The sequence below is a fragment of the Streptococcus sp. SS4 genome (assembly GCF_030440125.1).
GTDB lineage: Bacteria > Bacillota > Bacilli > Lactobacillales > Streptococcaceae > Streptococcus.
This window is the reverse complement of the sequence record NZ_JAQFJM010000009.1, coordinates 1-26,436: the sequence shown is the minus strand read 5'-3', so window position 1 is coordinate 26,436 and position 26,436 is coordinate 1. Positions and strand designations below refer to the sequence as shown.

At 36.4% G+C, this 26,436-nt stretch carries 21 protein-coding genes; all 21 read left to right on the top strand.

Annotation, left to right across the window (positions count from 1 at the left end; all coding sequences use genetic code 11):
• Window positions 1-107 precede the first annotated feature (107 nt).
• The 21 genes from PCY16_RS08645 (at window position 108) to PCY16_RS08545 (ending at window position 25,925) form a co-directional block, all read left to right on the top strand.
• Window positions 108-1,382, top strand: coding sequence for a glycosyltransferase (locus PCY16_RS08645; RefSeq protein ID WP_195413922.1), 1,275 nt, complete (start codon window positions 108-110; stop codon window positions 1,380-1,382).
• Window positions 1,379-2,359 (top strand): NAD(P)-dependent oxidoreductase, encoded by a 981-nt coding sequence (locus tag PCY16_RS08640; protein ID WP_195413921.1) that lies wholly within the window; start codon window positions 1,379-1,381, stop codon window positions 2,357-2,359. Before PCY16_RS08645 ends, PCY16_RS08640 begins: the two co-directional genes overlap by 4 nt.
• Window positions 2,334-3,149 (top strand): MBL fold metallo-hydrolase, encoded by an 816-nt coding sequence (locus PCY16_RS08635; RefSeq protein WP_195413920.1) that lies wholly within the window; start codon window positions 2,334-2,336, stop codon window positions 3,147-3,149. Before PCY16_RS08640 ends, PCY16_RS08635 begins: the two co-directional genes overlap by 26 nt.
• The gene (locus PCY16_RS08630; protein WP_195413919.1) at window positions 3,127-4,389 is read left to right on the top strand and encodes a F390 synthetase-related protein; all 1,263 of its coding nucleotides are present in this window, start codon (window positions 3,127-3,129) and stop codon (window positions 4,387-4,389) included. The genes PCY16_RS08635 and PCY16_RS08630 overlap by 23 nt, the downstream gene beginning before the upstream one ends.
• A 14-nt stretch (window positions 4,390-4,403) precedes the next feature.
• Complete coding sequence (locus PCY16_RS08625; RefSeq protein ID WP_195413918.1) at window positions 4,404-5,348, top strand: 3-oxoacyl-[acyl-carrier-protein] synthase III C-terminal domain-containing protein; 945 nt, start codon at window positions 4,404-4,406, stop codon at window positions 5,346-5,348.
• Between the two features lie 219 nt (window positions 5,349-5,567).
• Window positions 5,568-5,777 carry a hypothetical protein gene (locus PCY16_RS08620; protein WP_021143966.1) on the top strand — a complete coding sequence of 70 codons (210 nt, stop codon included), beginning with the start codon at window positions 5,568-5,570 and terminating at the stop codon, window positions 5,775-5,777.
• A 10-nt stretch (window positions 5,778-5,787) separates the two neighbouring features.
• Window positions 5,788-5,967, top strand: a complete 180-nt coding sequence (locus tag PCY16_RS08615) for a hypothetical protein (protein WP_117647979.1) — start codon at window positions 5,788-5,790, stop codon at window positions 5,965-5,967.
• Window positions 5,960-6,841, top strand: a complete 882-nt coding sequence (locus tag PCY16_RS08610) for an ABC transporter ATP-binding protein (RefSeq protein ID WP_195413917.1) — start codon at window positions 5,960-5,962, stop codon at window positions 6,839-6,841. Before PCY16_RS08615 ends, PCY16_RS08610 begins: the two co-directional genes overlap by 8 nt.
• Window positions 6,838-7,575 (top strand): ABC transporter permease, encoded by a 738-nt coding sequence (locus PCY16_RS08605; RefSeq protein ID WP_195413916.1) that lies wholly within the window; start codon window positions 6,838-6,840, stop codon window positions 7,573-7,575. Before PCY16_RS08610 ends, PCY16_RS08605 begins: the two co-directional genes overlap by 4 nt.
• Window positions 7,568-8,662 carry a sensor histidine kinase gene (locus tag PCY16_RS08600; RefSeq protein WP_195413915.1) on the top strand — a complete coding sequence of 365 codons (1,095 nt, stop codon included), beginning with the start codon at window positions 7,568-7,570 and terminating at the stop codon, window positions 8,660-8,662. The genes PCY16_RS08605 and PCY16_RS08600 overlap by 8 nt, the downstream gene beginning before the upstream one ends.
• Window positions 8,659-9,261: a response regulator transcription factor gene (locus PCY16_RS08595; protein ID WP_195413914.1), complete on the top strand. Its 603-nt coding sequence runs from the start codon at window positions 8,659-8,661 to the stop codon at window positions 9,259-9,261. Before PCY16_RS08600 ends, PCY16_RS08595 begins: the two co-directional genes overlap by 4 nt.
• Window positions 9,262-9,432: 171 nt before the next feature.
• Window positions 9,433-10,971, top strand: a complete 1,539-nt coding sequence (locus PCY16_RS08590) for a DUF262 domain-containing protein (protein ID WP_060971941.1) — start codon at window positions 9,433-9,435, stop codon at window positions 10,969-10,971.
• A 2-nt stretch (window positions 10,972-10,973) separates the two neighbouring features.
• A complete protein-coding gene (locus PCY16_RS08585; protein WP_060971940.1) occupies window positions 10,974-13,058 on the top strand; it encodes a DUF262 domain-containing protein in 2,085 nt (694 codons plus the stop codon).
• A gap of 232 nt (window positions 13,059-13,290) precedes the next feature.
• Window positions 13,291-14,298 carry a YafY family protein gene (locus PCY16_RS08580; protein WP_148512557.1) on the top strand — a complete coding sequence of 336 codons (1,008 nt, stop codon included), beginning with the start codon at window positions 13,291-13,293 and terminating at the stop codon, window positions 14,296-14,298.
• 210 nt (window positions 14,299-14,508) lie between these two features.
• On the top strand, window positions 14,509-14,778 hold the full coding sequence (locus PCY16_RS08575) for a hypothetical protein (RefSeq protein ID WP_060971938.1): 270 nt from the start codon (window positions 14,509-14,511) through the stop codon (window positions 14,776-14,778).
• Window positions 14,779-14,895: 117 nt separating this feature from the next.
• Entirely contained in the window at window positions 14,896-15,138 is a 243-nt protein-coding gene (locus PCY16_RS08570) for a hypothetical protein (RefSeq protein ID WP_060971937.1), read from the top strand.
• Window positions 15,139-15,556: 418 nt separating this feature from the next.
• A complete protein-coding gene (locus PCY16_RS08565) occupies window positions 15,557-16,549 on the top strand; it encodes an ATP-binding cassette domain-containing protein (RefSeq protein WP_195414196.1) in 993 nt (330 codons plus the stop codon).
• A 1-nt stretch (window position 16,550) separates the two neighbouring features.
• Complete coding sequence (locus tag PCY16_RS08560; RefSeq protein ID WP_195414197.1) at window positions 16,551-17,369, top strand: ABC-2 family transporter protein; 819 nt, start codon at window positions 16,551-16,553, stop codon at window positions 17,367-17,369.
• Between the two features lies 1 nt (window position 17,370).
• Window positions 17,371-18,156: an ABC transporter permease gene (locus PCY16_RS08555; RefSeq protein WP_195414198.1), complete on the top strand. Its 786-nt coding sequence runs from the start codon at window positions 17,371-17,373 to the stop codon at window positions 18,154-18,156.
• Window positions 18,157-18,194: 38 nt separating this feature from the next.
• On the top strand, window positions 18,195-18,656 hold the full coding sequence (locus tag PCY16_RS08550; protein ID WP_060971933.1) for a GNAT family N-acetyltransferase: 462 nt from the start codon (window positions 18,195-18,197) through the stop codon (window positions 18,654-18,656).
• A 684-nt stretch (window positions 18,657-19,340) separates the two neighbouring features.
• Window positions 19,341-25,925 carry a S8 family serine peptidase gene (locus PCY16_RS08545; RefSeq protein WP_301354533.1) on the top strand — a complete coding sequence of 2,195 codons (6,585 nt, stop codon included), beginning with the start codon at window positions 19,341-19,343 and terminating at the stop codon, window positions 25,923-25,925.
• Window positions 25,926-26,436 lie beyond the last annotated feature (511 nt).

Here is a 26,436-nt window from a genome sequence, read left to right as displayed (position 1 = left end):
ATGGATGAAAAATCTTACTGAAGAAGTGTATCTATTCAGAGAAAATGAGTTTAGATAGTATTTGGTTTTGAGTAGTTCTTTCAAAAAAAATTTGCTATGCTAATGTTATGGGAAAACTAAAAATTGACGTGGTCATCGTTCCATTAAGTGGGCACCTTTATCCAACCATGAATCTGCTAATGCCTTTATTAAAAAATCCTCGCTATGATATTCGTTTATTCACAGGACAGCAGAAACGTGCAGTAGCTGAGGCAGCAGGCTTTAAGGTTGTTACTATTCTTGAAGGTCATGAAATGGACTTTGAAAGGGTGGCTAATAATAAGGAGCAATTGTGCCTTTTTTCTGCTTATCGTCAACTATCAGCTAGTCTTGATATTATTAATCTTGTTTCCGATCAATTACTATCGGAATGGAAAGTAAGCCGACCTGATTTAGTCATTGCCGATTATGTCAGTTTGTCGGGTGGACTTGTTGCAGAGCAAATGGGGATTCCGTGGATAACAACAATGGCCACACAATTTGCTATTGAAACGACGGATGGTCCTCCTTGTTTCTTCGGAGGAATGGGAAGTCCGAAGAATCGCAATCAATTGATTCAACAATGGCTAGGCAGAAAACTGACTCGTTTCTTGAAGTGTTCCGCCACTTTTTTATTACGAAATCGTTTAAAGCGTTATGGTTTTAAAATGTACAACCATAAGGGACAAGAGAGTATCTATTCACCGTATTCTATTTTAGGAATAGGAATGAAAGAGTTGGAGATAAAGAAAGGGTTCCCAGAACATTACCACTGGGTGGGTCCTACTGGAGGTTCAGTTGAGCGATGTGAGGATTATCCTCTTGATTTGTCGCCATTTGCAAATCGTAAAATTGTCTTTGTGACTTGTGGGACCCAATTGGATTGGGCAAAGGACAATTTAATTTACCAAACGAAGCTGTTAGCTAAGTCTCATCCAGAGTGCCAGTTTTTTGTAACTTTAGGTCTTGGAGGGCAAGAATTCCAATGCCAAAAATTAATGGATAATGTTTCAGTGGTTTCTTATCTTCCCTACAATGAATACATTCCTCAGATGGATTATGTCATTCACCACGGTGGTTCAGGTATTTTTTTCCAATGTATTATAAATAAAAAGCCATCCTTAATACTTCCTCACGATTATGACCAGTATGACTATGCTATTCGTGGACTTGAGGCAGGTGTGGCTTTGACTGCCAAAAGAGAGGATGACAAGGCAATTGGGCAAGCTTTTGAGGCATTGTTGGCTAAGAAAGATTGGTCTGAGTTAGAGGCTTTAAGTCATGCTGCCAAATCATATCATCCTACAGAAGTAGTGGAAGGTGAAATAGCTCGCCTGCTGGCAGACAAGGAGAAAAAACAATGAAGAAAGTTTTAGTAACGGGGGCTACAGGTTTTTTAGGCAAATATGTTGTGGAAGAACTGGTTGAGCATGGTTATCAAGTCCGAGCTTTTGGTCGTAATCGTGCAATTGGCCAGTCTCTGGTAAATGCCTCTGTGACCTTTATTCAAGGAGATTTGACTAACCAAGAGGATTTGACTAAGGCTTGTCAGGAAATGGATATGGTCGTTCATGCCGGCGCTTTGTCAACAGTCTGGGGTCCTTGGGAAGACTTTTACCAAACGAATGTCTTAGGAACTAAATACGTCCTTGAAGCTTGCCGTAAGGCTAAAATCGAGCGCTTGGTATATGTGTCGTCTCCAAGTATCTATGCAGCGCCTAGAGATCAGCTGGATATCAAAGAAAGCGATGCCCCTCAGGAAAATAGGCTTAACAATTACATTCGAAGTAAATTGGCATCAGAAAAACTATTTAAAGATTATCCTGATGTGTCTAGTGTCATATTGCGACCTCGAGGACTTTTTGGGATTGGAGACACCAGCATTTTGCCACGTGTTCTTAATCTTAGTCAGAAGATCGGTATTCCTTTGATTGGTGATGGTCGCCAACTGATGGATATGACCTGTGTGGAAAATGTTGCTTTGGCTATTCGTCTGGCTTTGGAAACTCCTCAAGCAGCTGGAGAGGTTTATAATATTACCAATGGAGAACCCAGAGCATTTAGGAACTTGATTGAAGAAACCTTGAGAGGTTTGGGCTATCCCATCCGCTATCGCAAAATTCCAGCTCCACTTGTGTCTGTTATTTCAAGTAGTTTGGAGTGTATTTATAAGAGACTAAAGCTCAAAGGAGAGCCAGCCCTAACACGCTATACCTATTATTTACTGCGCTATAGTCAGACTTTAGATATTAGCAAGGCAGAGTGTGACTTGGGATATCGGCCTAAAATAACGATTTCAGAAGGGATTGAACAATATGTCCAAGATTATCGAAAGCATTGATTATTTTTCTGCGGGATATTGTACTAGTTATACTGGTCTTTTGTTCAAGAAAGTCAAGAATAAAAAGATGACCTTTCCAGCCGGTGTCTTTCTAATCAAACACAGAGATAAAGGCTATCTGCTTTATGATACAGGTTATCACTACGATATTAAGACCAAGCTTCGCTATGGCTTGTATCGTATAGGAACGCCGGTGCAGATGACAGAAAAGGATCAAATTTCAAACTTGTTGAAGGCGAAGGGGATTAGGCCTGATGACATAACTTATGTTATGCTTTCCCACCTGCATCCTGACCATTTGGGAGGGGCTGGCTTCTTTCCTAATGCGAGCTTCCTTCTGACTCAGGAGGTTTATGAGGTTTATCAGAAGCCTAAGTTGAAGGATTTGATTTTTAAGGAATTTTTGCCAGCGTCTTTTGAGAAACAGGTAAAAGTAATCAAGGCTGATCAGCAAAACTCAACTTTTCCCTATTGTCCGACCTGTGATTTATTTGGAGATGGAAGTATCTTGGTAGCCTCTGTTGATGGCCATGCCAAGGGTCAGGCTTGTCTCTATATTCAAGATTATAATCTTTTTATCGCAGCGGACTTGTGCTGGGGTGTCGATTTGCTACCTTATACGAAACAAATGCACCTCATTCCGTCCTTGGTTCAGGATAATATGGCGGATTATATCAAGGGTACTGAGTTACTGGAGGATATCCTAAAAGATGGGACGGAAGTACTAGTTAGCCATGACCCTGTAGAAAGGATAGAGCGTATCTTGTATGAAAAAAATAACCTTTCTTAAAACCTTTATCCAAACCAGATGGCTTCACAACTTCAAAACGAGAGCAGCTTTAGAAGCTTATCAGAAAAAGCAATTATCTAACTATATGGATTTTCTAAAACGGGAGTCTCCTTATTTCAAAAATGGTGTTCCTACTGACTTCGACCATATGGATAAGACCTTTATGATGACGCATTTTAACGAGTTAAACACTCAAGGCATCGATCGCGATGAGGCTCTAGCCTTAGCTATCGAGAGTGAAAAGACTCGTGACTTCACCGAACTTAAAGGTGAAGTAGCTGTTGGATTATCTTCAGGAACATCGGGACATCGTGGCCTTTTCATCACGACTGAGAAAGAGCGGAGCATGTGGGCGGCAGCTATTCTAGCTAAGATGTTGCCCAAGGGTCATCTTTTTGGCCACCGAATTGCCTTTTTCCTGAGAGCAGATAATGAACTCTACCAGACTATCAATACGGCATTGATACGATTAGAATACTTCGATATTTTCAAAAATACTGATGAACATATTGAACGTCTTAATCATTATCAACCGACGATTGTTGTGGCACCAGCTTCCATGCTGATAGAGTTGAGCAAGCGTCTTAAGGCAGGAGACTTGTCTATCTCACCGAAAAAAATTGTCTCTGTAGCAGAAATTTTAGAGGATAGTGATAGAATTCGCATCTCGAGTGCTTTTAAGCTACCCATTATTGACCAGGTTTATCAAGCGACGGAAGGTTTTCTAGCCTGCACCTGTTTTGCAGGATATCTTCACCTCAATGAGGATATCATTTTTGTAGAGAAAGAGTATCTGGATGAGCATCGATTTTATCCAGTGATAACGGATTTCAAGCGAAGCAGTCAACCTGTTTACCGTTACAAACTTAATGATATCTTGGTTGAAAATCCTGAACCTTGTCCATGTGGTTCTCATTATACAAGGATTGACAAGGTCGAAGGTCGCTCCGATGATATTTTCTACTTTGAAGGTCAGGATGGAGAACAGGTGACAATCTATCCTGATTTTATCAGGCGTTGTATTCTCTTTGTGGAAAATGTTGGAGACTATCAAGTCAAGCAACATTCAGAGAAGATTGTTGAAGTCTGTCTCAGCCAACGAGACGAGCAAGTAGAAGAAGCTATCACAGCTCAGTTTCAACTCTTGGCGCAGCAAAAGCAGTTTAAGGTTCCAGAAATCCATTTTTCCGATTATCATTGGGATACCAGTCGAAAACTCAAACGTATTCAGCGTTTATGAAAGGATGAATGACAATGACAGAAGTAAAAAGACATGTTGAAATCGCAGGTTATGGAGTTTGTCTTCCAAAACAAACCGTACAATTCAAAAATCAAACACGTTATCGTGTTGTAGAAGATGAAGAAACACAGTTGGATTTGGCCGAAGTGGCTATCCAACGAGCTCTTGAAAATGCCAATTTGAAAATTAATGACATTGATTGTCTTGTCTCAGCCAGTGCAGTTGGTGTGCAGCCTATTCCTTGTACTGCAGCCTTGATTCATGAGCGCGTGGCAAAAGGACTTGCCATCCCAGCCATGGATATCAATACGACTTGTACAAGTTTTATCTCAGCTTTATCAATAATGTCCTACTTGATTGAAGCTGGTGAATACCATCGTGTCTTGATTGTATCTAGTGAGGTCGGAAGTCTGGGTCTCAATCCGAAACAAAAAGAAAGTTTTGAACTCTTTAGTGATGGAGCAGCAGCCTTTATTTTCCAAGCAAGTTCTCAAGACAAAGGGGTTATTGCAAGTCTACAACATACCTGGTCAGAAGGTGCTCATGATACTGAAATCCGTGGAGGTTTGACTTCTTACCATCCTAAAAAATATTCAGAAAAGTCAAAAACGGACTTTATGTTTGATATGAAGGGCAAGAAAATTCTCCTTTTATCAGCGCATAAGCTTCCTGATATGTTCCAAGAATTCCAAGAGAAAACTCACTTGGCTCTTGCGGATGTGGACTACATCATTCCCCATCAAGCTAGTCGCGCCTTATCTTTGGTAATGGATAAACTTGGTATTGCTGAAGATCAATATCTTAACATAGTTACCGACTATGGTAATATGGTTTCTGTATCTGTTCCATTTGGTTTAGCTTACTCATTAGATCATGGCTTAGTTAAAGAAGGAGATGTCGTCTACCTTTTGGGAACAGCAGCAGGTATGACGGTTAACATGTTAGCCTTGAAATTATAATTTCTTGGCTAGAAACGAGTAGTGTCAAAATGACGGATGAACCTTCTTTTGCTTATAACTTAAGTTAGAGTTGACTGAAAGGTCAGCTCTTTTTCTTGCCTTTACGTCACATGACAAATGTCATGTCATGTCATGACATCTGGTGCTAAAAAGAGAATGACCAAAAAGATATACTTTAGTCATAACTTAGAAATAATAAAAAACGAAAGAGGTCATCTCATGAAAATCAAAACATCTTACCTTATCTACGCTGTCATCGGAACTGTCTTTGCTGGACTTAGCATGTTTACTGACATCTTTGAAAAAGGCAATTTTGAAGCTATCTTCTCAAATTTGGGCATGATTATTGGCTTGTCTATCTCAGCCTACATTCTCATCACTATGGCTAAAAGTTTTATCGACCTTGTCATAAATGATTTAAAAAACTAGGAGGCCCAGCATGAAACTATTGAAAATACTAAGCATCATGCTTCTAGCAGCAATTTGGACCATCCTCTTTGCTTATGTCCTACTTCATGGCAGCAGTGATATTCTCTATAGTGTTATGGGAGTATCTGTTGCAGCTTGTTATGTTTTTCTAGCCTTCTACCAAAAGAAAGGAAATCACAAACATGAGTGAAGCAATCCTTCAAATAACAAATCTTGTCAAAAAAATCAAAGGAAAAACGATTTTAGACCATATTAGCTTTGAGGTGGGAAAAGGCGACTGTCTTGCTTTAATTGGGCCAAATGGTGCTGGTAAAACGACCTTGATGTCCTGTATTCTTGGTGATAAGAAAGCCAGTAGCGGTCAAGTCTTTATCAAGGGTAAAAAGGGGAAAGCGCAAGATCAAATTGCGGTTCTTCTCCAAGAAAATACCATTCCCTCGCAATTGAAAGTCAAGGAACTGATTGCTTTTTTCCAAGATATTTCTGAGAATGGCTTATCTAAAGAAGAAATTCAAGCACTCTTACGATTTAAAGATGACCAGTATCAGCAGTTTGCGGACAAACTCTCAGGAGGACAAAAACGTCTTCTTGCCTTTGTTCTCTGTCTTATTGGCAAGCCTGACATTCTGTTTTTAGATGAGCCGACAGCAGGGATGGACACTACGACACGCCAACGCTTTTGGGAAATCATCAATGATTTGAAAAAGTCAGGTGTGACCATTCTCTATTCGTCCCACTATATCGAAGAAGTCGAACACACAGCTGACCGCATTTTGGTTCTTCATCAGGGAAAACTCATCAGGGATACTACGCCACATGCTATGCGTAGTGAGGAAAAGGAAAAGCAAGTCACCTTAGCAAGTCGCTTTGCGCCAAGTCTTGACAAACTGGCAGCCATTTATGAAGTGACTGAAAAACGTGATGTTGTCACCTTTATGACTAAAGATATTGAAAGTGTATGGAGTAGTTTACAAGCTCAAGGCTGTCGCATTTCTGACATTGAAATTCAAAACAAGACACTTTTAGATAGCCTATTTGATAGCACAAGGGAGGACAAGTCATGAAAGCACTACTTAAAATCGAATGGATAAAAACATGGCGCAGTTGGCCAGTCTTCATCATGTCCATAGGAATGCCCGTCGGATTCTTCCTCTTGTATTCAGGTATGGAAATGAGTCCTGACCCAGCGTCACAAAAAGATTTTATCTTGTCCTATATGTTGACCATGACTGGATTTTCTATGTCCAGCTTTGGTTTCTTTACCTTCCCCTACATGCTTAGAGAGGATCAAACCGATCACTGGTTAACTTACATCGAACATTCAAAAATCAGTATTCAATCCTATTACCTCTCTAAAATCTTTCGAGTTCTTATGAACTTTATGGTTGCTATCCTAGTGACTTTCTGTGTGGGAGCTTTTGTGCGTGATGTTAAGATGCCATTATCACATTGGCTTGGTTCAGGGGCTCTTTTACTCTTGTCAAGCCTAGTCTTCCTATCCTTTGGCTTGCTCCTTGCCCAAATTAAGTCTCAACAAATCATGGCTATCGTCGGAAATATAGTCTTTCTTGGTCTTGCTATTATCGGTGGCTCTTGGATGCCAGTAACCATGTTTCCAAAATGGGTTCAGCACATTTCGGAGTGGACACCCATCTATCATATCAATCAGTTAGTAGTCAATTTCGCAAAAAAAGGGGAATTTTCATGGAAATCGCTCATTTTTATCTTGGTCTATGCTACAATAACTACAGGCTTAGCCCTTTTTATCAAATCTTACAGAGAAAGTGACCATGTTTAGAACTTACCAGAAAAATGATTTCGCTTATTTTGTTAGTCTGATTTTCCTTGTTTTCCCAATCTTAGGAGTTTTTGGCGGATATTATCCAGTTTGGACCCTGTTATTGACAGGTTTGTTTACCATCTCTTATCTCCTTATGGTGTATTTGAAAAAAGCTTATAGCAAGTGGATTCCCTTTCTGTGGTTTTACACTCTAGCTTACATTATCTTTATGTCCGTGACCTTCCAGGGTGGCATGATGTGGTTTGTTTTTTTCAATGTTAACCTTCTCGTTTGGCGATTTGAGGATAGCATATCTTCTTATCGATTCTTATCCTTTCTAGTGACACTCTTGATTTTGACGTCATCATCATTCCTACTGACAGACGATTTGAGCACCCACCTCATGTCCCTGGCTATTACTCTTTTTTCTTTGGGAATGTACTATTTTCAAAACCGTATGCGTCAGGAGAGAAAGATGGAAGAAGCCCTTGCGGAGCAGAATCGGACCATCAATATCCTGTCCGCTGAAAATGAACGCAATCGTATCGGTCGTGATTTGCATGATACCTTAGGGCATACCTTTGCCATGATGAGTCTCAAAACTGAGTTGGCTCTGAAACAGATGGACAAGGAGCAGTATGAAGCTGCTAGAAAGAATCTGGAAGAATTGAACCAGATTAGCCGAGACTCCATGTACGAGGTGCGTGAGATTGTCAATAAGCTCAAGTACCGAACGGTGGCCGAGGAGTTACTGGAACTCGAGCGGCTCTTTGACCTATCTGATATCGTCCTGACCGTGGATAGTAGCCTTGATTTAGACAGCCTGTCACCCGTTAGTCAGTCTACCTTGTCCATGGTGCTTCGTGAACTGGCTAATAATGTCATCAAACATAGCCAGGCCGATAGCTGTCAGATTCGTCTAAGACGTGATCATGGTATTGTCCTTGAGTTTGAGGATGATGGTTGTGGCTTTGAGGAAGTCACTGGACAAGAACTACACAGTATCAGAGAGCGCCTCAGTTTGGTAGATGGAGACTTGGAAATTCTGTCTCAATCGCATCCAACCATTATTCGTGTACATTTGAAAGAGGGAGGAAAAGCATGAAATTATTAGTTGCCGAAGACCAGTCAATGTTGAGGGATGCCCTCTGCCAGCTCCTCATGTTGGAAGACGATGTCGAAGAGGTCCATGCGGCCAGTGATGGTCAAGAAGCCATTGCTCTCTTGGAAAAAGAAGAAGTCGACGTAGCCGTTTTAGACATTGAAATGCCAGTTAAGACAGGCCTTGATGTCCTTGAGTGGATTCGAGCCAATCAAAGAGAAATAAAGGTCGTCATTGTGACTACTTTCAAACGAAAAGGCTATTTTAAACGAGCCCTTGCAGCCCAGGTGGATGCCTACGTGCTCAAAGAGCGTTCCATCAGTGACCTCATGGCGACCATCCATACCGTCCTAGCAGGTCAAAAGGAGTACTCACCAGAGCTTGTCGAAGGTGTCGCCTTTGACAATAATCCACTCAGTCAACGTGAACAAGAAGTCTTGGCCATGGTGGCTCAAGGTTCAACCAACCAAGAAATCGCAGAAAGCCTCTTTCTCTCAAATGGAACCGTCCGAAATTACATGACAGCCATCCTGACCAAACTCGATGCAGGCAATCGAACAGAAGCCGTCCGCATTGCCAAGGAAAAAGATTGGTTGGGATGAGGAGAAATAGATAAGAATGAAGTCACCATATGGTGGCTTTTTTCATTATCCTGTTCTATATAGAAAGTATTTTGCATTTTTTCCAATATTTTGATTTATAATAGTGCTATAATTGTAGATAATAATTTTGTTAATTCTAATAACAACCTTTGGATGAAAAGGAGATATCAAATGGTAGTTTCTGAAAAACGAATTGAAGACCTAAAAGGATTAAAATTTAATGTTCCTTCATATCAAAGGGGATATCGCTGGACTGAACATGAGGTTACAACTCTTTTAGAAGACCTCTATACACATAGTAAACAAAACAGAGATTATAAGTACTGTTTGCAGCCCTTGATTGTTAAGAAAGTTTCAGATAATACTTATGATGTAGTTGATGGTCAACAGAGGCTAACAACGATCTTTATTTTTTTGAAATTTATGTCTGCTGAATTTAGTAGTGGCCGTAGAAGAAGTAATCAATATGATTACTTTGAGTTGGTTTATGAAACAAGAGAACAGAGTGCTAAATATTTAAAAGAATTAAATTTTGATACTTATCAACAAATCGAGGATTATGATATTGATGCACATCATATCAGTAAAGCTTTTGCTGCTATTGATAAATGGGTGGAACGAGAAGATATTAATTCGGATAATGCTTTACACGATATTTATCAAGTCTTAACAGAGGCTGTTTTCTTTATTTGGTATGAAATTGATGAGACAGAAGACCCTATAAAACTATTTACCAAAGTTAACTTAGGTAAAATTCCTTTGACTAATGCTGAGCTCATTAAAGCTCTATTGTTAGATCAAACTAATTATGAATCTGAAAATGATAGTGAAAGGATTCAAAGGGGAATAGAATGGGATATTATTGAACATAGACTTCAAGAGGAATCATTTTGGAAGTTTCTTACAAATAGTGAGAATTATGTCACTAGGATAGATCTTTTGTTTAACCTACTTGAACATGAAACTTTAGAAATACCTCAAAATGATATTTATGCAACTTTTTACTCAATCTACGCAAAATATCAAAATGCTGAAAATAAATCGATTTTTATAAGTGAGTACTGGAATGAAGTCTACTTAAAATTTGAAGATTTGACCAATTGGTACAAGGATCTAAATAGGTACCATTTAATCGGCTATCTCTTATCGGTTGACGATAAGAATATTGAAAAGGTCTTTGAGGCTACAAGAGGGAAGAAAAAGTCAGAAGCTTTTTATGAATTAAAAAAAATTGCTTATAAAACTTTGAAAAAAGATATAGGTTCTATCGAAGATTTTTCCTACAGTAGTAAGAAAAAAGAAATTAAGGATCTACTTTTACTGTTTAATCTCGTTACTTTGATTAATAAGAGTGAAAAACAATATCGATTTCCTTTTGATATTTATAAGAAAGAGAAATGGGATATCGAGCATATTCATGCTACGGCTGATGAGACTGCTGAGGCTGATGATAGTCTAGCTAATTTAACCTTGCTAGACTCTAATACGAATCGCTCTTATGGAAATAGCCCATTTGACCAAAAGCGTAGAATTATTCTTGAGGTTGATGCGGAAGGAAAATTTGTACCTGTTTGTACGCGCAATGTGTTCTTGAAAGTCTATAGCAATGAGGTAGATGGATTTGACGACTGGACTGATAAGGATAAAGACAGTTATATTCAAGCGATAAAACAGGAATTCAACCAATTTTTTGGAGATTATGAGGAGTAGTCATGCAAGAGATTAATGTAAAATATAACTTAAAATCATTGTTAGAAAATTATCGAGTCGTAATTCCATTGATTCAGCGAGACTATGCACAAGGAAGAAAGGATAAAAGAACCACAGAAGTTCGAAAAAAATTACTCCAGGATATAAATACTGCCTTACTTGACACAAACGTTGGACCACTCGATTTGAATTTTATTTATGGAAAATCAATTAATGGGAAGTTTATTCCATTAGATGGGCAACAACGTCTGACAACCTTATTTCTGGTTTATCTTTTTGCCTATAGAGATAATGACGAGTGTGACTTTCTAGGTAATTTTTCTTATAAAACTAGAAAGTCTTCTACACAATTTTTCAAGAGTCTATTTGAGAACAGAAAGAATATCTTTACAGAAACAGAAAGTTCTTCAGAAATCATAACAGATCAGCCATGGTTTGCAGATTCATGGCAGTTAGATCCAACTGTACAAGGTGCCTTGAAAACACTAGATGACATTTCTGATTCTTTTGATTATGGGTTTGATTATGTTTCAGTTTTATCAGATTCTAATAACCAAAAACTTGTCTTCAATTTTCTAGATATTGATAAACTTGGTTCAGAAGATGAGCTCTATATCAAACTGAATTCTAGAGGGCGCCCATTAACTGACTTTGAAAATTTTAAAGCAAGATTAATTGATAGAATAAAGAAAATAGATAGTCATTTAGAAAGGGAATTTTCCCAAAATATTGATACAAAATGGACTGATGTTATTTGGAATATTGATAAAAATGCCTTTGACACCAACTTTTTAAATTTATTTGAAATTGTGCTTATCAATAATTTAGATAGCCTTGATTATTCTAAACGCGACAATTGGACTCTTGAAATCGACTTTGAAACTGTAGAAATAAGTCATATAAAAATAATTGTATCTGTTCTTGACTTTCTCTCTCAGAATAAAGTGCCTGAGGTTTCATCTATCTTAGAAGGTTCAATAGTCGACAAAAAACTGAAGGATAGGGTTTATTTTCACGTTATTTCAACATTCTTAGAACATCACGGTGATTCATTAGATACTAGCTATAAAAATTGGTATCGTATCTTTAGGAACTTGATTAATAACTCAGTTATAGATTCTCAAGAGTCATATGAACGGGCAATCAAGGGGATTAATGAACAAATCGAACATACTTCAGACCTGCTAGAATATCTAGCCGAGGGAAATAGAATTAATGGTTTCAGTATTGACCAAGTTGACGAAGAGATTGAAAAAGCTAAATTGATAACTGCAGATGATTCCTATAGAGAGATTATAGAAGTTGCTGAAAATCATCCCTATTTTGATGGTCAGATTCGAAGTTGCTTTTACTTCGAAGCGGATGATTTGCCAAGCAGAAAGATTGATGTTATTTCAATCTATTGGAATAAAATATCAAAAATGTTTACTGAAACAAAGCCTGAAGAAGGTCTATTAATGCGGGCAGCTTTGCTAGCTCTAGGAGACTATACAATGACTACAGCTAATAATTATAAAACGCTGTATCAGGATAATTCAAATGAGTCTTCTGGGTCTGCACCAAGCCTCAAAAGTTTATTTTCATCTCGAAATGAGTATGTCAAAAAACTACTTGATGAACTCGATATGAACAAGCCGCTAGATGTTGAGTATCGTCGTATTATCCAAGAAAATATTAGTAATATAGCTCCTCAAGAATGGCGTTATGCCTTCATTGCTTACTATGAAACCATGTTTAGTAAAATGACTCCTTCACAATATAGAATGAAATCTCCGTTCTGGCTTAATCGTTCAGAGGAGATGTTGTTAATTCCCAATAAGAGCTCTAGTGCTAAAAATTATGATATTCATTTGATAGCACTAGAAGAAAAACTAAAGGAATTAGGAATACAATCTTGTTATGAAAGTGAGAAAGGGATTGAAAGTACCAATAGGATACTCTATATAAATGAAGTATATGAAGTCAGATTTCGAGGAAATCATTTTAGCCTTAATTTAATAGGTGGCGAAGAAGCAGAGGAAGAACATTTTGATTCTACGCTATCATTTTTGGATATAGCAGAATACTTGAATAATAAATTGCACTAATATTATCACAAAGGCTAGTGAAATTCACACTGGCCTTTGTGTATTAAATCTCTATTTTTATTGTAAGCTAGTACAAAAAAGACTAGATATTATTACGAACAGAATTAGGATAATTTTTCAATTTTCAAAGGGACTTTGAGTTTTTTAGATAAGTATTGAAAGTAAAAGCATACTAACGTAGAGGATAATGATATTATATTCTATAAGTTATAATCAAGCATGAGGTCGAATAATGAAAGAAGAAAATAATTTGCAAGGGAAAACCAGTCGTCTTTTATATTTTATGTCTGAATTGGAAAAGGGGCATAAGGTTAATAAAACTGATTACCTTAAACGTTTTAATATCGCCGAGCGAACCTTTAAAGATGATTTAAGGGAATTAAAGGAAAATCTAAAAGTACTTAGAGATGATATGAAAATAAAGTATTCTCGACTTGCAGGAACCTATGAGGCAGAATATAACCATGGTTATGGTAACTTAAAGTACAACCAGGCCGTCATCTTGTCTAAGATTCTTTTAGAAAGTAGAGCACTACGTGTTGAGGAAGTTAGAGAAATCATTGATACTTTTGTAGAGAGAGCTGTTGATGATAGGGAACGTCAGCGTATTAGAAACTTTACGGAACGGGAACTAGAGGAGTATAAGGAATTATCGATTTACAGGGACAATAAGAGTAAATCTATCTTACCTCATCTATCCGCTATTTTTGACGCAATTGAAAATCAGAAGCCTCTTTCTTTTAAGTATACGAAATACCAAGGAAAGGATGCCGATTATGATGTGTTACCGGTCTCGATTATGTTTAATGATCATTATTTTTATTGTATGGCATATAAAGTTGAAGAAAAGGATGGAAGATTAAGAATAGATACAAGGAGTCTTCGTAATTTCAGACTGGATCGTTTTAAAACTGTTCATCGTTCGAAGTATAATACAGAACTAATATTAAGTTCTGAGGAATTAACTCAAATTTTGTCAGATAGTGATGTTCGTTATTATACTTTCTTGATGTTTTCAGATACGGAAAAATTTCGGATTAGATTCAGATATGTTGGTCAGTTTTGGGAAGTACTTGAAGATGATGTCCCTGCACTTAAAGTTATCGAGAAAGATACAAGGAGTACAGTTCCTAGGGTAATATATGAAATTGAAACCTATGGCAGAGATAGTTTTCAACGTTATATTGATCGATTTAATGGGGTATTTACTATACTTGAACTAGAAAAAATAAATAAGTAAAATTGACACTTTTTTTTAATAGCATTTCACAAAAAAACAGAAGTACGTTTTATACGTACTTTTTTTGTTGTATTGTTTGAAAGTATAAAACAGATGGACAATGATGTGTTTAAGGTACTTGTATTGTGTGTTTCTGGTGATAAAATATAGTTATAAAGAAATAATGCAAAACAAAAGTACAGCATTTATTACCAAAAGGAGGAAAGCAAAATGTCTAAAATTAGAAAGATAATCTATAAAAACAAAATGAAACTTATGAAGAACAGACACTCAACAAAAGGTGTTTACTGTCATGGAGCTAAAAAAAATAAAATAGTTTATGAGACTAATGCCAAAGCACTTCGTGCAGTCATGTTGTGTGAGGATCAAACCATTCGTACTTATTATTGTCATTATTGTGCAGGATTTCATACAACCTCAAGACCTGAACATGATGAATTAGATGATTTGTATATGTTTGCGAGAGCATATGTTTGTTAATGGTTAACACTAATAATGAACATAAACAAGGAAAACTCATCTTTTCAGAGTGAAGTGTTGAAATCCATTCATTAGTTGAGAACTAAGAAAATTTATTTTAGAGGGAGAGTAATTATCATGAATCTTATCATATTTTTCGCTACAATTGATGTATTAACTTTTATGGCTTTGGGAATTCTTTTTTCTATGAAATTAAGAGAAACTCGACGGATTAAAGAGATTGAAAAAGAAATCGAAAAGTTTGAAGCTCGAAGAAAGATATATTTAGCCATTTTGGAAGATGACGAGGATGCATTGTTAGCCATTATGAAGAATGACAAAGAGTTATTGTTAGATGTGATAAATGAACTTAGTGTGTAAAGTAGGGATTTATACTTACAGCACTCAAAAAAGGAATTATTTCCAATTCTTTTTAGATTGTCTATCATTAAGTCACCATATGGTGGCTTTTTTGTGGCTTATAATCTATCTAAACATTCACAAGCAAGAATGAGAGAAGTTGAAATGAGCCTCTACAGGAATATGTAGAGGCTCTGATGAATTATTGAATTGCGTCATTTTGTTTAGTGAATTAGACGGGTAGTTTTGATTTTTTCAAGTATCAAAACTATTTTCTCTTTTTCGAGAATAACACTTGGTTTCCTTTTTTAACTGCTTTATAATAGAGTAATACTAAGGTGTTCTGCTGTGATAAAGAAGGCAGATTTTAGGAGATGAGAAATTGGCTTTTTGTGTTTAGAGGACACGGTTTGTTGATTTTTTACTGTAGGAGATAGATATGGCAATGATAGAAGTGAAACATCTTCAGAAAAATTTTGTGAAGACAGTCAAGGAACCGGGGTTGAAGGGGGCTTTGCGTTCCTTTATTCATCCTGAAAAGCAGACCTTTGAAGCGGTCAAGGATTTGACCTTTGAGGTGCCCAAGGGGCAGATTCTAGGTTTTATCGGGGCAAATGGTGCTGGGAAGTCGACCACCATTAAAATGCTGACAGGAATTTTGAAACCGACATCTGGTTTTTGTCGGATTAATGGCAAGATTCCACAGGATAATCGCCAGGATTATGTCAAGGATATTGGGGTTGTTTTTGGACAACGAACTCAGCTATGGTGGGACTTGGCCCTGCAAGAAACTTACACGGTTTTGAAGGAGATTTACGATGTCCCAGACTCGCTCTTCCACAAGCGCATGGATTTTTTGAATGAAGTCTTGGATTTGAAGGACTTTATCAAGGATCCCGTGCGGACTCTTTCGCTAGGTCAACGGATGCGGGCGGATATTGCGGCTTCCTTGCTTCACAATCCCAAGGTTCTCTTTTTAGATGAGCCGACCATTGGTTTGGATGTGTCGGTTAAGGATAACATTCGCCGGGCTATTACTCAAATCAATCAAGAGGAAGAAACAACTATTCTCTTGACCACTCACGATCTGAGTGACATTGAGCAACTCTGTGATCGGATTTTTATGATTGATAAGGGGCAAGAGATTTTTGATGGAACGGTTAGCCAGCTCAAGGAAACCTTTGGCAAGATGAAGACTCTCTCTTTCGATCTGATACCAGGTCAAAGTCATCTCGTCTCTCATTATGAAGGCTTGCCTGATATGTCCATTGATAGACAAGGAAATACTCTCAATATTGAATTCGATAGTTCCCGCTACCAGTCGGCCGATATTATCAAGCAAACCCTGTCTGATTTTGAAATCCGTGATTTGAAGATGGTGGATACGGATATTGAAGATATTATCCGTCGCTTCTACCGAAAGGAGCTCTAAGATGGTCAAATTATGGAGACGTTATAAACCCTTTATCAATGCAGGGATTCAGGAGTTGATTACCTATCGAGTCAACTTTATTCTCTATCGGATTGGTGATGTCATGGGGGCTTTTGTTGCTTTCTATCTCTGGAAGGCTGTCTTTGACTCCTCCCAGGAGCCTTTGATTCAGGGCTTTAGTATGGCTGATATCACCCTCTACATCATCATGAGTTTTGTGACCAATCTTTTGACCAGGTCTGATAGCTCCTTTATGATTGGGGAGGAGGTCAAGGATGGCTCCATTATCATGCGCTTGCTGAGACCAGTGCATTTTGCGGCCTCTTATCTTTTCACCGAACTTGGCTCCAAGTGGTTGATTTTTATCTCTGTTGGCCTGCCATTTTTAAGTGTCATTGTTTTGATAAAAATCTTATCTGGGCAAGGTATTGTAGAAGTGCTGGGATTAACTGTCCTTTATCTCTTTAGCTTAACTCTGGCTTATCTGATTAACTTTTTCTTTAACATCTGCTTTGGATTTTCAGCATTTGTCTTTAAAAATCTTTGGGGTTCCAATCTACTCAAGACTTCCATAGTGGCCTTTATGTCTGGAAGTTTGATTCCCTTGGCTTTCTTTCCAAAGGTGGTTTCAGCTATTCTCTCCTTCTTGCCTTTTTCATCCTTGATTTACACTCCGGTTATGATCATTGTTGGGAAATACGATGCCAGTCAGATTCTTCAAGCGCTTTTGCTCCAGTTCTTCTGGCTTATAGTGATGGTGGGCTTGTCTCAGTTGATTTGGAAACGAGTCCAGTCATTTATCACTATTCAAGGAGGTTAGTATGAAAAAATATCAACGCATGCATCTGATTTTTATCAGACAATACATCAAGCAAATCATGGAATACAAGGTTGATTTTGTAGTAGGTGTCTTGGGAGTCTTTCTGACTCAAGGCCTAAACCTCTTGTTTCTCAATGTCATCTTTCAACACATCCCCTCGCTAGAAGGTTGGACCTTTCAAGAAATTGCCTTTATCTATGGATTTTCCTTAATTCCAAAGGGATTAGATCATCTCTTTTTTGACAATCTCTGGGCCTTAGGTCAACGACTAGTCCGAAAAGGGGAATTTGACAAGTATTTGACTCGTCCTATCAACCCTCTCTTTCATATTCTGGTTGAGACCTTTCAGATTGATGCCTTGGGGGAACTTTTGGTCGGTTACATTCTATTGGGAACAACAGTATCAAGCATTGCTTGGACGCTTCCCAAATTCCTGATTTTCCTAGTCTGTATTCCATTTGCTACCTTGATTTATACTTCCTTGAAAATAGCGACAGCCAGTATCGCTTTTTGGACTAAACAGTCAGGCGCCATGATTTATATTTTTTATATGTTCAATGATTTTGCCAAGTACCCGATTTCCATTTACAATTCGCTCCTTCGTTGGTTGATCAGTTTTATCGTGCCATTTGCCTTTACGGCTTACTATCCTGCCAGTTATTTCTTGCAGGGTAAGAATGGGCTCTTTAATATCGGTGGTTTGATCCTGATTTCCCTTGTCTTCTTTTTCATTTCCCTCAAACTCTGGGATAGGGGCTTGGATGCCTACGAAAGTGCTGGTTCGTAAGAGGTAAAGTAAGACTAAAATCAAGAAAGGAACTTATGATGTTTACAATTGAAGAAGTCAAGGATGAAGATCAAAAAATGGCAGTTGTTGATGAGGTTTTAAAGGATTTGCCAGAATGGTTTGGAATACCTGAAAGCACGCAAGCCTACATCGAAGGAGCCAAAGATTTGCAAGTTTGGGCAGCCTATCAGGAGAGTAATTTGACTGGATTTGTAAGCTTGTCCTATTCTAGTGAAGAGTGTGCAGAGATTGATTGTCTCGGCGTAAAAAAAGCTCATCAAGGTAGAGGAATTGGGAGTCAATTGCTTGCTACTTTAGAAAGTGAAGCACGCAAACAAGTAGACTACCTACAGGTAAAAACAGTAGCAGAAGGCTCTAATAAAGATTATGATCGAACAAATGTCTTTTATCGAAGTGTTGGTTTTAAAAAATTAGAGATTTTTCCTCAACTTTGGGATCCCCAGAATCCTTGCCAGATTTTGATAAAGAAAATCGTTTAAAACTTCCTGACAAAAAATTGAGAGTGCCATACTATAAAAGTGTTAGCCAATTTAGCTCAGTTGGTAGAGCAAGGCACTCGTAAAGTCTAGGTTATAGGTAGATAAACGACTGAGGATTTGAAAAAATAGATATGTAGAAGATAACCGTTAAGTCTTATTCTTAGCGGTTTTTTATATTGTTTAATAGCGCTGATATTTCATTAATGATGTTTGACTTTGTGATGTTGCTAGTGCTTTAAGTTGATTGCTACTATTTTTGATGGTGTGAATGTTCTGATAATGTACCCCAGCTAACTACGAAAGTTTTTGACTCTATGTTTTTAACGCTTATTAAAAAATAAATTAATGTAGGTTAATTTTTCTTGACTTAAATTTTTTAAATGATATACTATTTTTCTGGAGAGCTAACAATTATATATAAATGTACTACTCTATTTCCTAGATAATACTTATACTCGATGAAAATCAAAGAGCAAACTAGAAAACTATCCGCAGGTTGCTCAAAGCACTGCTTTGAGGTTGTAGATAGAACTGACGAAGTCAGTAACCATACATACGCTAAGACGACGTTGACGCGGTTTGATGCGATCTTCGAAGAGTATTAGTAAAACTTTTTATAACAAATGCTAGCAAAGTTAAAGTTTACTATCTATTGGAAGTTAAATAAATATGTAAGGAATTAAAATGAAAAAAAGTACAGTATTGTCATTAACCACAGCTGCAGTTATTTTAGCAGCATATGTCCCTAATGAGGTAATCCTAGCAGATACACCTAGTTCTGAAGATTCTTTAAAAATATCTGATAAAGAAACAGTAGTAGGTAAACAAAACGAAAACAAAGAAAAACTTGAAGATATTCATAATGTTATAGAAACTTCAAAGGATACTGAAGAAAAGAAAACAACAATTATTGAGGAAAAAGAAGTTGTTAGTAAAAATCCTGTGATAGACAATAACACTAGCAATGAAGAAGCAAAAATCAAAGAAGAAAATTCCAATATTGAGGAAAAAGAAGTTGTTAGTAAAAATCCTGTGATAGACAATAACACTAGCAATGAAGAAGCAAAAATCAAAGAAGAAAATTCCAATCAATCCCAAGGAGATAAAGCGGACTCGTCTGCAAGTAAAGACCCAGAAAGTCCCAAAAAAGAGGATAAACTTGTCTATATTGCTGAATTTAAAGATAAAGAATCTGGAGAAAAAGCAATCAAGGAACTATCAAATCTTAAGAATACAAAAGTTTTATATACTTATGATAGAATTTTTAACGGTAGCGCTATTGAAACAACCAAAGATACTCTGGACATAATTAAACTAATAGAAGGTATTTCATCGGTTGAAAGGTCACAAAAAGTCCAACCTATGATGAATCATGCTAGAAAAGAAATTGGAGTTGAAGAGGCAATCGATTACCTAAAATCTATCAATGCACCATTTGGGAAAAACTTTGATGGTAGAGGTATGGTCATTTCAAATATCGATACGGGAACGGATTATAGGCATAAGGCCATGAGGATTGATGATGATGCTAAAGACTCAATGAGATTTAAAAAAGAAGACTTAAAAGGTACTGATAAAAATTTCTGGTTGAGTGATAAAATCCCTCATGCTTTCAATTATTATAATGGTGGTAAAATTACTGTAGAAAAAGCTGATGATGGAAGCGATTATTTTGATCCACATGGGATGCATATTGCAGGGATTCTTGCGGGAAATGATACTGAAAAAGATATTAAAAACTTTAACGGAATAGATGGAATTGCTCCTAATGCACAGATTTTCTCTTATAAAATGTACTCTGACGCAGGATCTGGCTTCGCAGGAGATGAAACAATGTTTCATGCTATTGAAGATTCGATCAAACACAATGTCGATGTTGTTTCGATATCATCTGGCTTTACAGGAACAGGTCTTGTAGGTGAGAAATATTGGCAAGCTATTAGAGCATTAAGAAAAGCAGGCATTCCAATGGTTGTAGCTACGGGTAACTATGCGACTTCTGCTTCAAGTTCTTCATGGGATTTAGTGGCAAATAATAATCTGAAAATGACCGACACTGGAAATGTAACACGAACTGCAGCACATGAAGATGCGATAGCAGTCGCATCTGCTAAAAATCAAACAGTTGAGTTTGATAAAGTTAACATAGGTGGAGAAAGTTTTAAATATAGAAATATAGGTGCCTTTTTCGATAAGAATAAAATCATAACAAATGAAGAAGGATCAAAAGCTTCTAGTAAATTAAAATTTGTATATATAGGCAAGGGGCAAGACAAAGATTTGATAGGATTGGATCTTAGAGGCAAAATTGCAGTAATGGATAGAATTTATACAAAGGAGTTAAAAAATGCTTTTAAACGTGCAACGGATAAGGGTGCACGTGGCATTATGGTTGTAAATACTGTAAATTACTACAATAGAGATAATTGGACAGAGCTTCCAGCTATGGGATATGAGGAGGATGAAGGAACTACTAGTCAAGTTTTTTCAATTTCAGGAGATGATGGTGTAAAGTTATGGAACATGATTAACCCTGATAAAAAAACTGAGGTTAAAAGGAATAATAAAGAAGATTTTAAAGATAAATTGGAGCAATACTATCCAATTGATATGGCAAGCTATAATTCTAATAAACCGAATGTAGGTGACGAAAAAGAGATTGACTTTAAGTTTGCACCTGACACAGACAAAGAACTGTATAAAGAAGAGATCATCGTTCCAGCAGGGTCCACATCTTGGGGACCAAGAATAGATTTACTTTTAAAACCAGATGTTTCAGCACCCGGTAAAAATATTAAATCCACTCTCAATGTCATTAATGGGAAATCAACTTATGGTTATATGTCAGGGACTAGTATGGCAACTCCAATCGTGGCAGCTTCTACTGTTTTGATTAGACCAAAATTAAAGGAAATGCTTGAAAGACCTGTGTTGAAAAATCTTAAGGGAGATGACAAAATAGATCTTACAAGTCTTACAAAAATAGCCCTACAAAATACTGCACGCCCTATGATGGATGCAACTTCTTGGAAAGAAAAAAGTCAATACTTTGCATCACCTAGACAACAGGGAGCAGGGCTAATTAATGTTGCCAATGCTTTGAGAAATGAAGTCGTAGCTACTTTTAAAAACACGGATTCTAAAGGTTTGGTAAACTCTTATGGTTCTATTTCTCTTAAAGAAATAAAAGGAGATAAAAAATATTTTACAATTAAGCTTCACAATACATCAAACAGACCTTTAACCTTTAAAGTTTCAGCATCTGCTATAACTACAGATGCTCTAACTGACAGACTCAAACTGGATGAAACATACAAAGATGAAAAATCTCCAGATGGTAAGCAAATTGTTCCAGAAATCCACCCAGAAAAAATCAAAGGAGCAAATATTACATTTGAGCATGACACTTTCACTATAGGTCCAAATTCTAGCTTTGATTTAAATGCGGTTATAAATGTTGGGGAGGCTAAAAACAAAAATAAATTTGTAGAATCATTTATTCATTTTGAGTCAGTGGAAGAAATGGAAGCTCTGAACTCCAACGGGAAGAAAATAAACTTCCAACCTTCTTTATCGATGCCTCTAATGGGATTTGCTGGGAATTGGAACCACGAACCAATCCTTGATAAATGGGCCTGGGAGGAAGGTTCAAAATCAAAAACAATGGAAGGTTATGATGATGATGGCAAACCGAAAATTCCAGGAACCTTAAATAAGGGGATTGGTGGAGAAGGTATAGATAAATTTAATCCAGCAGGAGTTATACAAAATAGAAAAGATAAAAATACAACATCCCTAGATCAAAATCCAGAATTGTTTGCTTTCAATAACGAAGGGATCAACGCACCATCATCAAGTGGTTCTAATATTGCTAAAATTTATCCTTTAGATTCAAATGGAAATCCTCAAGATGCTCAACTTGGGAGAGGATTAACACCTTCTCCACTTGTATTAAGAAGTGCAGAAGAAGGATTGATTTCAATAGTAAATACAAATAAAGAGGGAGAAAATCAAAGAGACTTAAAAGTCATTTCGAGAGAACACTTTATTAGAGGAATTTTAAACTCTAAGAGAAATGATGCAAAGGGAATCAAATCTTCTAAGCTAAAAGTTTGGAGCGACTTGAAATGGGATGGACTCATCTATAACCCTAGAGGTAGAGAAGAAAATGCACCAGAAAGCAAGGATACCAAAGATCCTGCTACTAGGATAAGAGGACAATTTGAACCGATTGCAGAAGGTCAATATTTCTATAAATTTAAATATAGATTAACTAAAGATTACCCATGGCAGGTTTCCTATATTCCTGTAAAAATTGATAATACAGCCCCTAAGATTGTTTCGGTTGATTTTTCAAATCCTGAAAAAATTAAGTTGATTACAAAGGATACTTATCACAAGGTAAAAGATCAATACAAGAATGAAACCTTATTTGCGAGAGATCAAAAAGAACATCCTGAAAAATTTGACGAGATTGCAAACGAAGTTTGGTATGCAGGCGCCGCTCTGGTTAATGAAGATGGAGAGGTTGAGAAAAATCTTGAAGTAACTTATGCAGGTGAGGGTCAAGGAAGAAATAGGAAACTAGACAAAGACGGAAATACTATTTATGAAATTAATGGTGCAGGAGATTTAAGAGGAAAAATCATTGAAGTCATTGCATTAGATGGATCTAGCAATTTCACAAAGATTCATAGAATTAAATTTGCTGATCATGCTGATGAAAAGGGGATGATTTCCTATTATCTAGTAGATCCTGATCAAGATTCATCTAAATACCAAAAGCTTGGCGAGATTTCCGAATCTAAATTTAAAAATTTAGAAAATAGAAAAGAGGATAGTCTTAAAAAGGATACAACTGAGGAAGAAAATCATCAAGAAAATGAAGAGTCTATCGAAGAAAAATCAAGCTTGACTATTCATAAAACTATTTCAACAATTAGAGATTTTGAAAGTAAAGACTTAAAGAAACTCATTAAAAAGAAATTTAGAGAAGTTGATGACTTTACAAGTGAAACTGGTAAGAGAACAGAGGAATACGATTATAAATACGATGATAAGGGAAATATCATTGCTTATGACGATGGTAGTGCCTTACAATATGAAACTGAAAAACTTGACGAAATCAAATCAAAAATTTATGGTGTTCTAAGCCCGTCTAAAGATGGACACTTTGAAATTCTTGGAAAGATAAGTAATGTTTCTAAAAATGCCAAGGTATATTACGGCAATAACTATAGTTCTGTAGAAATCAAAACGACTAAGTATGATTCCCACTCAAAAACGATGACATTTGATTTATACGCTAATATTAATGATATTGTGGATGGATTAGCTTTTGCAGGAGATATGAGATTCTTTGTTAAAGATGATGATCAGATAAAAGCTGAAACTAAAATTAGAATGCCTGAAAAAAATAAGGAAACTAAAACAGAATATCCCTATACATCAAGTTATGGGAATGTAATAGAATTAGGAGAAGGTGATCTTTCAAAGAACAAACCAAACAATTTAACGGAAATGGAATCTGGTAAAATCTATTCTGATTCAGAAAAACAACAATATCTGTTAAAGGATAACATCATTCTAAGAAAAGGCTATGCACTAAAAGTGACTACCTATAATCCTGGAAAAACGGATATGTTAGAAGGAAATGGAGTTTATAGCCAGGAAGATATAGCAAAAATACAAAAGGCCAATCCTAATCTAAGAGTCCTATCAGAAAAAATAATTTATGCTGATAGTAGAAATGTTGAAGATGGAAGAAGTACTCAATCAGTATTAATGTCGGCTTTGGATGGCTTTAACATTGTAAAATATCAAGTGTTTACCTTTAAAATGAATGATAAAGGGGAGGCAATCGATAAAGATGGAAATCTTGTAACAGATTCTTCTAAACTGGTATTATTTGGTAAAGATGATAAAGAGTATCATGGGGAGGATGAGTCCAACGTAGAAGCTATAAAAGAAGATGGCTCTATGTTATTTATTGATGCAAAACCAGTAAATCTTTCAATGGACAAGAACTACTTTAATCCATCTAAATCTAATAAAATTTATGTACGAAATCCAGAATTTTATTTAAGAGGTAAGATTTCTGATAAGGGTGGTTTTAACTGGGAGTTGAGAGTTAATGAATCGGTTGTAGATAATTATTTAATCTACGGAGATTTACACATTGATAACACTAGAGATTTTAATATTAAGCTTAATGTTAAAGACGGTGACATCATGGACTGGGGAATGAAAGACTATAAAGCAAACGGATTCCCAGATAAGGTAACAGATATGGATGGAAATGTTTATCTTCAAACTGGCTATAGCGATTTGAATGCGAAAGCGGTTGGAGTACACTATCAATTTTTATATGATAATGTTAAACCAGAAGTAAACATTGATCCTAAGGGAAATACTAGTATTGAATATGCTGACGGAAAATCTGTAGTCTTTAATATCAATGATAAAAGAAATAATGGATTCGATGGTGAGATTCAAGACAAACATATTTATGTAAATGGAAAAGAATATAAATCATTTGATGATATTAAACAACTAACAGATAAGACACTAAACATTAAGATTGTTGTAAAAGATTTTGCAAGAAATACAACCGTAAAAGAATTCATTTTAAACAAAGATACGGGAGAGGTAAGCGAACTAAAACCTCATACGGTAACTGTGACCATTCAAAATGGAAAAGAAATGAGTTCAACGATAGTGTCGGAAGAAGATTTCATTTTACCTGTCTATAAGGGTGAATTAGAAAAAGGATATCAATTTGATGGCTGGGAAATTTCTGGTGTCGAAGGGAAAAAAGATGCTGGCTATGTTATTAATGTATCAAAAGATACTCTTATAAAACCTGTATTCAAGAAAATAGAGGAGAAAAAGGAGGAGGAAAATAAACCTACTTTTGATGTATCGAAAAAGAAAGATAACGTGCAAGAAAATCATAGTCACTTAGATGAAAATTACAAAAAAGAGGATTTACAAAGAGAAAATCATTCACACAAATCTGATTCAACTAAGGATGTCACAGCTAAAGTTCCTGATGAAAATGATAAAAACTTTGAAAATAAGAAGGAAGTTTATCTTAATGAACCAGAGAACATAGATAATAAACATACCAATATTGATAGTAAATCAACTACTAACAATGATAGGTTGCCAAAAACCGGAACAGTTAGCGAAGTCTTCATGTCATTAGTTGCCGGAATAATGTTTACCTTATGTGCGTTTCTTGGATTAAAGAAAAAAGATCAAGATTAAGACAAAGCTATAGAAAAATGGTTTGTGTACTGAGATAGTGTGATGATGAAACAGTTTTGTGAAAATAGCCATTTATAACTCAATTATTTAGTTTACTTTACTATTGATACTCTTTTTGGATTTATTAATGTACTTAGTTTCGACAACTAATGAATTGATTGAAAAGGTTAGTATTGACAATATTGGTCATATTAATTAGAAAATAGAGTCTATCAAAATTTAAAGGCGAATAGAGGTGATGAGATAATTTCAAGGAATTAAGTAGCGTTTGGTTGCTTAATTCCTTTTTATTATGTGACTATTAGTCCGTTTCGCTCCGAAGGTGCGAAACAAATAAACCACCCGCTATTGATATGCCCCCTGTCAAGTAGACAGGTTAAATATGGCTCTTTGTCAACTGTAGTGGGTGACGAAAAGCTAACATCTAGAGAGAACCTGATAGGTTTTCTCTTTTTGTATGTTCAGAGTGATGAAAACACGCTTCCTAAAGTTAATAAAGTTTCTAAAACCG